Source organism: Ruegeria sp. BF10, from assembly GCF_056538725.1.
Genome location: NZ_JBQFTR010000001.1, coordinates 23,543 through 36,863, shown reverse-complemented (window position 1 = coordinate 36,863; position 13,321 = coordinate 23,543). Strand labels below are relative to the sequence as shown.

General features: G+C 59.9%; 12 protein-coding genes. 2 read left to right on the top strand and 10 right to left on the bottom strand.

All coding sequences use genetic code 11. The features are described from left to right. Position 1: 1 nt before the first annotated feature. Both ACR0DJ_RS00185 and ACR0DJ_RS00180 read right to left on the bottom strand, forming a co-directional pair. Positions 2–763, bottom strand: coding sequence for an ABC transporter permease (locus ACR0DJ_RS00185; RefSeq protein ID WP_480683524.1), 762 nt, complete (start codon positions 761–763; stop codon positions 2–4). Next, positions 760–1,689 carry an ABC transporter ATP-binding protein gene (locus tag ACR0DJ_RS00180; RefSeq protein WP_425079003.1) on the bottom strand — a complete coding sequence of 310 codons (930 nt, stop codon included), beginning with the start codon at positions 1,687–1,689 and terminating at the stop codon, positions 760–762. The genes ACR0DJ_RS00185 and ACR0DJ_RS00180 overlap by 4 nt, the downstream gene beginning before the upstream one ends. A gap of 165 nt (positions 1,690–1,854) precedes the next feature. On the opposite strand from ACR0DJ_RS00180, the gene ACR0DJ_RS00175 reads away from it, so the two are divergent. Continuing rightward, positions 1,855–2,949 carry a CaiB/BaiF CoA transferase family protein gene (locus ACR0DJ_RS00175; RefSeq protein WP_257599893.1) on the top strand — a complete coding sequence of 365 codons (1,095 nt, stop codon included), beginning with the start codon at positions 1,855–1,857 and terminating at the stop codon, positions 2,947–2,949. An 80-nt stretch (positions 2,950–3,029) separates the two neighbouring features. Here ACR0DJ_RS00175 and hemE read toward each other — a convergent pair whose 3' ends face one another. Next, positions 3,030–4,064 (bottom strand): uroporphyrinogen decarboxylase, encoded by a 1,035-nt coding sequence (hemE, locus tag ACR0DJ_RS00170; protein ID WP_170346261.1) that lies wholly within the window; start codon positions 4,062–4,064, stop codon positions 3,030–3,032. A 106-nt stretch (positions 4,065–4,170) separates the two neighbouring features. Between hemE and hemC the strand changes: the two genes are divergently transcribed. After that, positions 4,171–5,136, top strand: coding sequence for a hydroxymethylbilane synthase (hemC, locus tag ACR0DJ_RS00165; protein WP_480683523.1), 966 nt, complete (start codon positions 4,171–4,173; stop codon positions 5,134–5,136). 238 nt (positions 5,137–5,374) lie between these two features. Here the strand turns inward: hemC and ACR0DJ_RS00160 are convergent, their stop codons facing one another. Genes ACR0DJ_RS00160 through ACR0DJ_RS00130 form a run of 7 tightly spaced genes read right to left on the bottom strand, consistent with a single transcriptional unit; the run spans position 5,375 to position 13,260 of the window. Next, a complete protein-coding gene (locus ACR0DJ_RS00160; protein ID WP_480683522.1) occupies positions 5,375–6,646 on the bottom strand; it encodes an aspartate aminotransferase family protein in 1,272 nt (423 codons plus the stop codon). A gap of 1 nt (position 6,647) precedes the next feature. Then, positions 6,648–7,751, bottom strand: coding sequence for a mandelate racemase/muconate lactonizing enzyme family protein (locus tag ACR0DJ_RS00155; protein WP_170346258.1), 1,104 nt, complete (start codon positions 7,749–7,751; stop codon positions 6,648–6,650). Next, on the bottom strand, positions 7,748–8,854 hold the full coding sequence (locus ACR0DJ_RS00150; RefSeq protein WP_480683521.1) for a mandelate racemase/muconate lactonizing enzyme family protein: 1,107 nt from the start codon (positions 8,852–8,854) through the stop codon (positions 7,748–7,750). Before ACR0DJ_RS00150 ends, ACR0DJ_RS00155 begins: the two co-directional genes overlap by 4 nt. Further along, complete coding sequence (locus ACR0DJ_RS00145; RefSeq protein WP_480683520.1) at positions 8,851–9,153, bottom strand: hypothetical protein; 303 nt, start codon at positions 9,151–9,153, stop codon at positions 8,851–8,853. The genes ACR0DJ_RS00150 and ACR0DJ_RS00145 overlap by 4 nt, the downstream gene beginning before the upstream one ends. Further along, a complete protein-coding gene (locus ACR0DJ_RS00140) occupies positions 9,150–9,728 on the bottom strand; it encodes a dimethylsulfonioproprionate lyase family protein (protein ID WP_480683519.1) in 579 nt (192 codons plus the stop codon). Before ACR0DJ_RS00140 ends, ACR0DJ_RS00145 begins: the two co-directional genes overlap by 4 nt. Next, positions 9,725–10,807 (bottom strand): alcohol dehydrogenase family protein, encoded by a 1,083-nt coding sequence (locus ACR0DJ_RS00135; RefSeq protein ID WP_480683518.1) that lies wholly within the window; start codon positions 10,805–10,807, stop codon positions 9,725–9,727. Before ACR0DJ_RS00135 ends, ACR0DJ_RS00140 begins: the two co-directional genes overlap by 4 nt. Further along, positions 10,807–13,260, bottom strand: a complete 2,454-nt coding sequence (locus ACR0DJ_RS00130; protein WP_480683517.1) for an FAD-dependent oxidoreductase — start codon at positions 13,258–13,260, stop codon at positions 10,807–10,809. The genes ACR0DJ_RS00135 and ACR0DJ_RS00130 overlap by 1 nt, the downstream gene beginning before the upstream one ends. Positions 13,261–13,321: the final 61 nt, after the last annotated feature.

Genomic DNA, 13,321 nt, shown 5'->3' with positions numbered 1-13,321 from the left:
GTCAGCTGCGAATGCGCCAGCCGGTTTTGAATATCCAGCCGATAACCGCCAAGCACAGAGCTGTAAACGCGACAATGGCAAGAAGGCTGAAAACGATCGGCACATCTGCCAGCCCGTAAAAGGACCAGCGGAAACCCGAAATCAGATAGACCACGGGATTGAACAGCGTGATGGTCTGCCACAATGGCGGCAGCATCGAGATCGAATAAAACGTGCCCCCCAGAAAGATCAGTGGCGTCACCACCAACTGCGGCACCAGCGACATCTGTTCGAAGTTGCTGGCCCAGATACCGATGATGAATCCCAGCAACGAAAAGCTGAGACAGGACAGGATCAGAAACGCCGCCATGGCGAATGGATGCTCGATCCGAATATCGACAAAAAACGTCGCTGTGACCAATATCACCAACCCAACAAACAACGCCTTCGTTGCGGCGGCACCGACATATCCGATCACGATCTCGATGAAATTGACCGGAGCGGACAACAGCTCGTAGATGGTGCCCAGAAACTTGGGAAAATAAATCCCGAACGACGCGTTCGAAATCGACAATGTCACCACCGACAACATGATCAGCCCCGGCACGATGAACGCACCGTATGAAACGCCCTCGACCTCTTGGATACGGCTGCCTATGGCAGTGCCAAACACCACGAAATAAAGCGAAGTTGACAGAACCGGCGACAGAAAACTCTGTGCCAGAGTGCGAAAGAAACGGGCCATTTCGAACCGGTAGATGGCAGCGATCGCGGTCCAGTTCATGCGGCCTCTCCGGATACCAGATTGACGAAAATCTCTTCCAGGCTTGATTGCCTGGTCTGCACGTCGCGCAACACCAACCCGGCCTCGGACACGTCATTCAGCAAGGTCGTTATGCCGGTACGATCCGCATGGGTGTCGTAGGTATAGATCAGGCAATCCCCCGCGCCATTGAGGGCAAGATTGTGGCTGGCCAGACTGTCGGGGATCCGATCGATGGGTTCGGTCAGCATGACTTCGATCTGCTTTTTACCCATCTGCGACATGAGTGTGGCCTTGTCCTGCACCAGCAAAAGCTCTCCCTTGTCGATGACGCCAATGCGATCCGCAATTGCTTCTGCTTCTTCAATATAATGTGTGGTCAGAATGATGGTGACACCGTCCCGTTTCAGTTCCGCCACAAGCTCCCACATGTCCTTGCGCAACTCGACATCCACTCCGGCAGTTGGCTCGTCCAGAAAAAGCACCCGGGGTTCATGGGCCAGGGCCTTGGCGATCAGCACCCTCCGCTTCATGCCCCCGGACAATTCCTTGATCGCGTTGTTGCGCTTGTCCCATAGGGACAGCTTGCGCAGAATCTCTTCGATCCGCGCGTTGTCCTTGCCAAGGCCGAACAGCCCGCGCGACAACCGAACCGTGTTCCAGACCTTTTCAAAGGGTTCCAACGCGATCTCTTGCGGTACAAGCCCGATCATCCTGCGCGCTGCGCGATAGTCGAACTGGATGTCATGTCCACCAACCGTGACCACCCCCGAGGTCGGGTTTGTTATCCCGCAAATCGTCGAAATCAGGGTTGTCTTCCCGGCGCCATTTGGTCCCAGAAGCGCAAGTATCTCACCCTCTTCAATATCCAGAGACACACCCTTCAGCGCCTCGAACCCATCGGCGTAAGATTTGCGAAGATCATTGATGGACAAAATGGTCGTCATATCCGTTCCCCGTTCCGACCGAGACCCTATCGCGCGGAACCAGCCTGTAACAGGGCAATTCCGCACAACGTGCTGCGCATTTTCTAGTGGTTGTCAGAACCATGCTCAATTCCAACTTGCAATCCGTCAACCCACCCGCAAACTCTGCCACAACGGAGGGCGCTGATGCTGAATGGAATACGTATTGTCGAAATCGAAGGGCTGGGCCCCGGCCCGTTTGCCGCCATGCAGCTTGCTGATCTGGGCGCCGACGTCATCACGATCCATCGCAAAGGCCAGGCAGTAACACCGGGCATGCCGGACCGCTCGCTTCTGGACCGCGGCAAACGATCGATCGCGCTTGATCTGAAGGATCCCGAAGATCTGGCGACCGCCCGCCGCCTGATTGACACGGCGGATGCACTGATCGAAGGCTTTCGCCCCGGTGTGATGGAGAAGCTGGGTCTTGGCCCGGATCTTTGCCTGACCCGCAACCCAAAACTGATATACGGCCGCATGACAGGCTGGGGGCAGGATGGTCCGCTGGCCGACACGGCAGGACATGACCTGAATTACATCGCCTTGTCCGGTGCGCTCTGGTACGCCTCTCTCCCGGATCAGCCGCCTCAAACCCCGGCAACCCTGGTCGGCGATATCGGCGGAGGCGCCATGTACCTTGTCGCGGGCATCCTGGCAGGTTTGATCAACGCGCAAAGAACCGGAAAAGGCACCGTGGTTGACGCCGCCATCTACGACGGCTCGGCCCATATGATGAACCTTCTGATGACCATGCGCCAAACCGGCAACCTGTCCGAGACCCGCGGCCAAAGCCTGCTGGACGGCCCGCATTGGAGCCGAACCTACGCCTGCGCGGATGGTGGATTTGTTTCGGTCCAATGCCTCGAACCAAAATTCTACGCCCGATTTCTGGAAATCCTGGGCCTGTCCCATGACCCGGCGTTCCAACAACAATACACCCGCAAGTTCTGGCCCGACCTGACCCGGCGCCTGGCCGAGATCTTCTCATCCAGACCGCGCGACCATTGGGCCAAATTGTTCGACGGGTCAGATGCCTGCGTCGCCCCGGTTCTCAGCCCCGACGAGGCCGCAGCCCATCCGATGAATGCGGCCCGTCAATCCTGGCGCAAGACAGACTGCACCCTACAGGCCGCCGCCGCCCCACGCTTCTCCACACACCGGTGGCAACCGAAGCCCAGCCCGGCTCGCGGCCAGCACACAACCGAGATCCTGAGCGACCTCCAAGCCCCCGAAAGCACCTGACGTACGCTTCATCTGGCCGGAAATATCCCGGGGGTGAATTGGCCAGCGGCCAAGAGGGGGCTGGCCCCCTCCCACGCGCCCTACCCGCCGCGCACCGTGTCGATCATCAGCTGAACATTCTCAGGATCTGCATCCGGTGTGATCCCATGGCCGAGGTTGAAAATATGCGGCCCCTTGGAAAATGCGCGCACGATGCGCCGGGTCTCATCCACCAGCGCCTGCCCGCCCGTAACCATGTGCGACGATGCCAGATTGCCTTGCACACAGCCATCAATCTGCACCTTCTCAGCTGCCCATTCGGGCGACACGGAATTGTCCAGCGCCACGCAATCCACGCCGGTCGACCTTGCAAACCCTATGTACCCGTCGCCTGCTTCCCGCGGAAATCCAATCACGGGGATGCCGGGATGGCGTTCCTTGATGGCGTGCGTGATCACCCGGCACGGCTCGACCGCGTATTTGCGGAAAGCTTCGCCCTTCAAAGACCCCGCCCAACTGTCAAATATCTTGACCACCTCGGCCCCGGCGTCGATCTGAGCGGACAGATATTCAATCGTTGCCGCGGTGATGCGATCCAACAGCGCCTCGAACAAAGCAGTATTACCTTCGCGCAGCGCATGGGCGGGACCCTGATCCGGCGTGCCGCGCCCTGCGATCATGTATGTGGCAACTGTCCACGGCGCGCCTGCGAATCCGATCAAGGTGGTCTCGGACGGCAATTCCCGCGACAGAATGCGCACCGTTTCGTAAACCGGTGACAATGTCTCGTGAATCGCGTCAACCGGTTTCAACGCATCAAACTCGGCCTGCTGCGTGATGGTAGACAAACGCGGGCCTTCGCCGGTCACGAACCAAAGGTCAGCCCCCAGCGCCTGTGGAACCAGCAGGATGTCGGCAAACAGGATCGCCGCATCGAACCCATATCGCCGAATTGGCTGCAAGGTAACTTCTGCTGCCAGTTCAGGATTGTAACACAGTGACAGGAAATCCCCGGCCTGAGAACGTGTGGCCCGGTATTCCGGCAAATACCGACCCGCCTGACGCATCATCCAGATCGGCGGCACATCCTGTACTTCGCCCGCCAGCGCCCGCAGCAGTTTCTTTGTCTCGGCCATGTTCGCCCCCAGCATTCAGGTTTTGGCAACGGGTCGTCCTTCGGCGGCAATTTGTCAAGCTCAGCCCCCATTGTCAGGGCAATGTGACGCGACTAAAGCTGTGCACATGACTTTGACCCTGCCCACCCCCGCATCGCCCCTCAGAATCGGCACCCGTGGTTCGCCACTGGCTCTGGCTCAGGCCTATGAAACGCGCCAGCGCCTGAGCGATGCGTTCGATCTGCCACAGGATGCGTTCGAGATCGTAGTGATCAAGACGACCGGTGACAATCGCGCCATGATCGACGCGGATCGCCCGCTGAAGGAAATCGGCAACAAGGGCCTGTTCACCAAGGAAATCGAAGAGGCGATGCTGCGCGCCGAGATCGACATCGCCGTGCATTCAACAAAGGACATGCCCGTTGAACAACCCGAAGGGCTGGTCCTGGACACGTTCTTGCCGCGCGAGGATGTGCGCGACGCCTTCATCTCTCCGCGATTGGGCTCGATCCACGATCTGCCCGAAGGCGCCATGGTGGGCACCTCGTCTTTGCGACGCCGTGCGCAGCTGCTGAACCGGAGGCCGGATCTGAAAGTGGTCGAGTTTCGCGGAAATGTGCAGACACGGCTGAAAAAGCTTGAAGACGGAGTTGCCGATTGCACGTTTCTGGCAATGGCAGGCATTCGCCGTTTGGGAATGGATGAGGTTCCGGCCAGCGCCATCTCTCCTGACGACATGCTGCCGGCAATCGCGCAGGGTACCATCGGCATCGAACGGCGCAGCAACGACATGCGCGCAGCCGAAATGCTTGAAGCGATTCATCACACCGAAACGGGATACCGCCTGGCGGCCGAACGCACATTGCTGGCTGCGCTGGACGGGTCCTGCGAAACCCCGATCGCCGGCCTTGCCGAACTGGACGGCGACACCCTAAGGTTGCGGGGCGAAGTGCTGCGCCCGGACGGAACGGAAACCGCCAGCAGAGATATGACCGGCCCCGTCAAGGATGGGCCTGAGATGGCCCGCGAAATGGCTGCGGAACTGCTTGAACAGGCGGGACCTGATCTATTCGATTGGAAAAATTCAAAATAAATTTGCTTAGTGTGAACTTGATCACTGTAGCAGGCGGAACAATCAGGCATTAATGTGACATACCGAAGAGGAAGTCGGGCCAGTCTCGAAAGTATCGAAAAGTTTTCAGATTGCCGGTGTTTTAATCAGTATTCGAGGGGGCGAGACTGACCCCCGGCTTCCAAAGGTAGAGGGTCGCTGTTGGGTTCAACAGCGACCCGTTTACGTTGTACCAGATTGCGTTGTGCCAGACCCGCGTTCAGGAAATCGCGTCAACGGCGTGACGAACGGCCTCTCTGGTCTGATCCAGATCCGCTTCGGTAACCGCCAGCAACGGGTACAGTTTGCCCGGAGCCTTGAAGACCCCATGCGCCCGCAACGTTGCATTGTAAGTGGCGTTGCGCTGCGGGTCATCATGGTTTGCGCTGCGATAATCCCGACATTCGGCCTTGGTGAAATAAATGTCGAACAAGGTCTCGTCACCGCAGATGCGATGGGCAATGCCTGCCTCGTTCAAAGCGTCCGATTGCATCTGTTGCAACTGCTTCCCGATCGAGCGCAGGTGTTCATAGGTGCCTTCGCGCCGCAAAACCTCCATCGTCTTCAGCCCCGCCGCTGAGGCAACGGGGTTGCCGGACAAAGTGCCCAACTGCATCAGCCAGCCCTGTTCTCCGACTTTCGATTTGTCGAAATGCTTCATGATCTCGGCACTGGCGCCCAGCGCGGCCAGAGGAAAGCCACCACCGGTGATCTTGCCAAGCGTACAGATATCCGGGGTCACGCCATATCGCTCTTGTGCGCCGCCGTAAGCCAGACGGAACCCGGTGACGATCTCATCAAAAATCAGCAACACACCAAATCTGTCGCACAAGGTCCGCAAGCCCTGCAAAAACCCCGGCGCGGGCGGGATGATCCGCTGCAAGGGTTCGACCATGATGGCTGCGACATCGTCATGCTCATCCAGCAACGCTGCCACCGCCTCAAGATCATTGAAAGGCGCGATCAGCATCTGCTCGGCCACGCTTTGGGGGATACCGGCACTGTCGGGAACGGCCTGAGGGAAATTGACCCGACGGCTGGGGGCCAGGCTCATCTGCGCCTCGGCGCTCATACCATGATACCCCCCTTCGAACTTGAGGATCTTGTCGCGCCCGGTATAGGCGCGCGCCAGCCGCATGGCGTACATGTCCGCCTCGCCCCCAGAGGCAACAAAACGCACCTGCTCGCAACAGGGAACGGCTTCGATGATGGCCTCGGCCAGTTCGATGCCCTTGCTGTTGTTGGCGAAGAAGGTCATGCCTTTGGGCAGTTGTTCCAGCACCGCTTCCATCACCTCGGGGTGGCCATGGCCCAGCAACATCGGACCGGACCCGATCAGATAGTCGATATATTCGTTCCCGTCCTCGTCCCAGACATGGCTGCCCTCGCCACGGGCGATGATGATACCCGGATCGAAGTTGCCGAAACCGCCGGCAGGCAAAACTTCGTTTGCACGCGCTATCCACTCGGACTGTGTCTGGATCTTCAGCATCTCAATCAATCTCCAAAATCGGGGCGCCAAGAATTTCGAGGTCAGGTGTCACACCTAATCCCGGGCCTTCGGGCGGGGCAATCCGGCCGTTTTCACGGTTTGGTGCGTCAGGGCACAGGCGCGGGGCAACGTAAGAGGACAAGTCGCATGTGTTCATCAGCGATCCATGCGGGGTTGAAGCAGCAAAATGCAACGAGGCCGCCGTGACGATATCCGATCCCCAGGTGCATTCCGCACAAATCTCGGCGCCCAGCTGAACGGTCAGATCGCGCGCACGGCGCATCGCTGACAGACCGCCGAATTTCGACAGCTTCAACGCAACTGCATCCATGCACCCCAATTCATGCGCCCGCATCAGCGATGCAAGATCAAAGGCGTTTTCGTCGATCTTCATGGGCAGACCCGTCGACTGACGAACAGCGGCACAGTCTTCCAGCGTCTTGCAGGGCTGTTCCAGCATCACATCCAGATGCGCCACCGCGCGCCCGGTTCGGGTTGCCTGAAGGCGCGATGCCCCGCAGTTCCAGTCACCATACACAAGCGGCCCGGTTCCCACGGCCTCGCGCACTTTGATCAGCCGCTCGGCATCGGCTTGCCAATCACCCTCGACACCCAGCTTGACCTGGAATTGCCGAATACCGGTCTGGAAGGCCGCCTTGGCGATGCGCGCCATTTCGTCCGGCGCGATACATGTGATCGAATGGTAAAGCGGCATATCCGCCCGTGTTCGCCCGCCCAGCAACGCGTAAACCGGTACCCCCGCCGCGCGGCCGAACAGATCCCACAGCGCAATGTCCACGATCGATTTCGCGTAGCTGTGGCCTTGCAGAAACCCGTCCAGCTTTCGCATCGGCGCATCGACCCCGATCGGAGAAATCCCGAGAATCTCGGGACCCATTTCAGCGATGGCCCCCGGTACGCCATTCGCATAGGCTGGCAGATAATGCGGGATCGGGCAGACCTCACCCCAACCTGTCAGACCTGTATCCGTCTCAAGGCGCAGGATATGAGACGTCACGGTCGCACAGGTCTTGCCGTCAGCCATGTGATAGGTTTCATGGCTGGTCAGTTCGACGGACCAGAGCGTTATCTTGTCAATTCTCAAGCATATTCTCCTACTGGATCACCCAATGCGGCTTCGTCCGGATGCACGCCCAGCCCCGGCGCCTCGGGCAGATGCAGATGGCCATCGACGTTGCGGGGCCCGCGGCCGCCTGCAACATCAACCGTGATCATGTCCTGACAGGCCCAGACCGCGTGGCAGTGGTCATCCGGGATCGTGGCGGCCAGATGCAGCGCTTCGGTATCGGCCAGAACCGTCCCGCCGGTGGCCATCACGAACATGTCTATCCCATGGGCCAGCGCGATATCGCGCATCCGCGCGGCCTTGGTCAGGCCACCCACGCGATTCAGCTTGATCCCGAATATCTGGGCCAGACCATCGCGGGCAATCCGGGCGGCATCCTGCAAGGTCACAAGGGACTCGTCCACAGACACTGGGGATGCATGAAGCCCCGAGATCGCCGCGATATCATCCAGTGTTTCACAGGGTTGCTCGAACATCACGTTCAGGTCTTCGCAGGCGCTCATCACCCGCAAGGCCTGCTGGCGCGTCCAGCCACGGTTGACATCATACAGGACAATCTCTCCGGGCTGCCGGATGCTTTCCACATCCCGCACACGGGCAATGTCCCGCTCGACATCTCCGCCGATCTTCACTGAATGGGCGATATAGCCGCGCTTGCGATACCGCTCCATGACCTCGCGTGTTTCCTCGACGGTTTTCGCCCCGACCGAGGAAGCAATCGGGCGCGGTGTCCGCGATCCGCCGCCCATCAGATCGGCAATCGGCAGGCCCGCTGCCTGACCGGCAATATCCCAGCAGGCCATATCTATGGGGCTTTTGGCATAGAGATGCCCGGGCAAGGCAATATCCATGGCCCGTTCCACGTCCAGCACGCGACGCGGATCAAGGCCGAGGATGAAGGGGGCCATCGTTTCGATCCCGGCCCGGATACCCGGCCCGTGCGCGGGTACATAGGTGTGCCCCCAGGGCGTACCCTCGCCCCAGCCGACCAGACCGGTATCGGTTACGAGCTTGACCAGCGTCGCATCAAGCGTTTCGAACTTCAAACGCCCACCGGACAGCCAATAGTGATGCTCGAGCGGCAAATCGACCTGAAAAACGGTGATGGTTTCAATCTTCATGGAGCATACTCCGCCACGGGTGCGCCGAGGCTTTCAAAATCAGGGGTTACACCCAATCCCGGCAAATCGGCTGCATAAAGCGTTCCGTCTTTCGCGACAGGGCCGCCGATCCCGGTAGATCGCGTGTTGTAGTTCATCAGATCCGTTGTGTTCTGAAGGTATTCCGGCGGGGTCGACGCCGAGAAACGGGCCACAACCGATGCGGTGGCAGTTTCAATAACACTGTCCGCACCCCGGACATACGCACTGCCAACATACGGAAGTCCGGTCTGGTAAATTCGGATGCCGGTGGTTTTCATGCGGCGTCCATTCTGGGCAGGTCGCCCATCCCTTCGCCGCGCCACAGGACAAAGGTCAGGATCGGTTGGTCCGTCGTGGTCATGGCGTGGCTTTGCCAGCTTTTGTGCTGTCGTGTCTGGTTCGGGCCGACGAAGGTTTCATCCTTGTCGCTTCGAAAAACCGCTCCGCCCGCCAGGGTCAGATACAGCTCTTCCGCCTGATGGCTGTGCCAGTCATAATCCAGACCGGCGCCCCAATACCCCACGTAGCCGCGCAATTGGGTCGAGTGGAAATGCCCGGTCGGTCCGAACAGTTCGTAATACCCGTACCGATTCAGGAAGTCCGCGCCGACTTCCTCTGCGGTGTACGTGTGTTTCCATTGCGCCAGATGCGCGCTGGCCTTGATCGCCGCGACCAGATCATGGGTTGGCGCCACGCCATCAAGGCCAAAATCGCCCACCAGATCGGTCGCCGGCATGTGAGCGGGCTGCAAACCCGTCGGTGTCAGATCGTCCGGCCATGATGCAAACGCGGCAAGGTCAGGATGCGCCTGATGCAATTGGCGGGCCGCCTCGAGAACATCATCCAGCGTCATGGCACCACCACGATGTTGCCGGTATGCTGTTTGGCGATGAACGCCGCTTGCGCTTCCCGCAGTTCTTCCAATGGGTAGGTCGCAGCCAGCGCCGGTTTGATCTCACCCGCTTCGATGTATTCCACAAGGTTCTGCATCACCTGCGGGTCAATCACGGTCGAACCGGTGAAGGTCAGATCGCGCAGATAGAACGTCCGCAGGTCGAGTTCGACCATCGGACCTGCAATGGCACCCGAACAGGTGTAGCGCCCGCCGCGCTCCAGTACGTCGATCAGGTTCGGCCAGTAAGGGCCACCTACCACATCGGCGACCACGGTGATCTTCTCGTCGCCCAGCGCCGACCGCAGATCTTCAGGTGCGCGGGGCAAAACCAGATCAGGGCCAAGATCGGCCACGTCGGCGTGTTTGGATTCGGATGCCATCGCAATCACACGCGCGCCACGGCGTTTGGCCAATTGAACCAAGGCACCACCCACCCCGCCAGAGGCCCCGGGCACAAGAACGGTGTCTTTTTCCGTCACGTTGGCACGCGACAGCATCCCTTCGGCGGTAGAGTAAGAACAGGAGAACGTGGCCAGTTCGGCATCCGACAGGTCCGAAGTGATCGGCACCGCATTGACCGCCAGAGTCGTGGTATATTCGGCGAACCCGCCATCGCGTTCCGACCCGAAGTACCCTGTCTTGTTCATGTTGCCGGGATCAGCCGGATCTCGCAGCCAGCCATCCGTGATGACACGCTCGCCGATACGAGCGCCGTCCACGCCCTCGCCAACGGCCACGATACGGCCGCAGACATCTGCGCCCTGAATGCGCGGGAAGGTGATCGGGTTGCCGCCCCATGTCGGGTCTTCTTCACCGACTTCCTCGAATGCGCCACCGGTGGTCGCATCCGTTACGGTCTTGGAATACCAGCCGGACCGCGTATTGACGTCGGTATTGTTCAGGCCGCAGGCTGCGACCCTGATCAGAACTTCACCGGCAGCGGGTTCGGGGCGCGGCCAGTCTTCCTGCATCACCATCTGTTCCAAGCCACCATGGCCCATCGTGACCATGGCTCGCATCGTATCGGGCAGGCTCATCACGCGGTCTCCAGTATCGCGTCACTGCGGGGCAGCAAACTGTCGGGATCGTAGGCAGGTTCACCCAGAACGCGGGCGGCACGGGGTTGGCCATGGATCACGACCTCCAGCTCTGTCCCGGCTTTGGCCGCTTCGGGCTTGAGGTAAGCAAAGGCCAGGATTTTGCCGACGGTGTGGCCATAAGCGACCGACGCCGTGGACCCGACGACGCGCCCGTCCAGCAGCACCGCCTCTCCGCCATGGCCATCAATCTCTCCATCCGGTTCAATTGAAAGATAGGCACAGATCCAGGGCAGATCGGTGTTGAGCGTCTTGTCCTTGCCCAGATAATCCTTGTCGGTGCGCGCAAAACGCAGCACGTCGGCCTCGGCCAGAGTAACCTCGTTGGTCAGCTCGCCCGCGCCTTTGAAGCCCTTCTCCATCCGCATCACGTTCATGGCAAAGCTGCCATAGTCGGTGATGCCATACGCCTCACCCGCGGCCCAAAGCGCGTTGTAGACGTCGAGGCAGGCAGTGTTGGGCATTTGCAGCTCCCAGCCCAGTTCCCCGGCATAGGACATGCGGAAAGCCCAGACCTTGTGACCGGCGATGTTGATTTCCTGCGCGGAAAGCCAGCGGAACCCGGCATTGGTCAGATCGGCATCGGTGCAGCGCGCCAGCACATCCCGCGACCGGGGACCGTTCAGCGACAGGGCCGACCAGTCTGCGGACAGGGCTGTTACCTGCACATCCTCATCCGCGCATTGCTGCGCCAGATGATCCAGCAGGCGCTGTTCAAAGAAGGCCGCACAGACCAGATAGAAGCGGTCGTCGGCCATGCGGACAATCGTGGTCTCCAATTCGATACGGCCGCGACGGTTCAGCATATGGGTCAGCGTGATCGAACCGACCTTTTGCGGCATCCGGTTTGCGGTCAGCCGGTCAAGCAGGGCATAGGCCCCCGGTCCCGAAACCTCGACCTTGGTGAAGGCGGTGACGTCCATGATGCCGACGCTTTCGCGCACCGCTTTGACCTCGGCCGCGACCATGTCGTCGGCAGGTGTGCGACGGAAGGAATAGTGATCGCGCTGTTCCACGCCGTCGCGGGCGAACCAGCGGGGGCGTTCGAAACCATACACTTCTTCATGCACTGCGCCCTTGGATTTCAACAGCTCATGCAGCGGCGACGGCTTGATCGGTCGCCCGGCCAGACGGTTGAAATGCGGAAAGGGAATTTCATGGCGCAGGCAGTAGTCTTCCTCGGCCTTGATCACCTGCCAATCCTTCGTGGCATAGCTGCCGAACCGGCGCGGATCAAATTCGCGCATCGAGATATCGGCGGCACCATGCACCATCCACCGCGCCAGTTCGCGGGTCAGACCCGGCCCCCAGCCGATGCCGATCTGTGTCCCGCAGCAGCACCAATAGTTCCGAACACCCGGTGCTGGTCCGATCAGAGGGTTGCCATCCGGCGGATGCGAGATCGCCCCGTGAACGTCGCGCTGAATACCCAGTTCGGCAAAGATCGGCATCCGGTTCAGGCTTTCCTCAAGCCACGGCATCACCCGGTCGTAATCCGCGTCGAACAGCCAGTTTTCGTATTCCCACGGGCAATGGTCACGCCAGACCGAGTTCGGGTTCTCTTTTTCGTAAATCCCGATCAGACCGCGCTGCTGCTCCATCCGGATATAGCCCGAGACCTTGCGGTCGTCGCGGATCACCGGCAGTTCGGTGTCCAGGTTCTGGAATTCCGGCACCGGTTCGGTCACGAAATAATGGTGCGTCATCGAGGTCATCGGCAGTTGCAGCCCCGACCACTCGCCCATTTGCCTTGCATAGGTTCCGCCTGCGTTCACTACATGCTCGCAGGTGATCGTGCCCTTTTCGGTTTCAACAACCCACTCACCGTTCCCGGCCTGCGTGATGTTGGTCGCGCGGCAGCTGCGAAAGATGCGGACGCCCTTCTGACGCGCGCCAGTCGCCATCGCCATCGTCACATTGGTCGGATCGACATGGCCGTCATCGGGTGTGTGCAACGCGCCCAAAACACCTTCGAGATTGTAGAACGGATGCAGTTCAGCCACCTTTTCGGGGCCGACAAGCTCGATATTGAAGCCCAGCGACCGACCAACCGACAGGGTGTGGCGCAGCCAGTCCATCTCATCCTCGGTATAGGCCAGACGGAACGATCCGCAGCCATGCCATGTGACCGGTTGGCCGGTTTCGGCCTCCAACCGGCCGGAATACAGCCCGATGTTGTAATCCACGCATTTTCCCAGCCCGAAGCTTGAGGTCGAATGCGTGATCTGTCCCGCTGCATGCCAGGTGCTGCCGCTGGTCAGCTCGGCCTTTTCAAGCAGGACGGTATCAGCGCCCCACCCTTCATGCGCCAGATGATAGGCCAGACCGACCCCCATCACGCCGCCTCCGACAATAACCACGCGGGCGTGTGACGGCAGTTCGTTCCCGGACATGATTTTTCCTCTTCCCGAGTCGCGTTTCTGCTCGACAGGCTAATTCCACAAATGTACCATC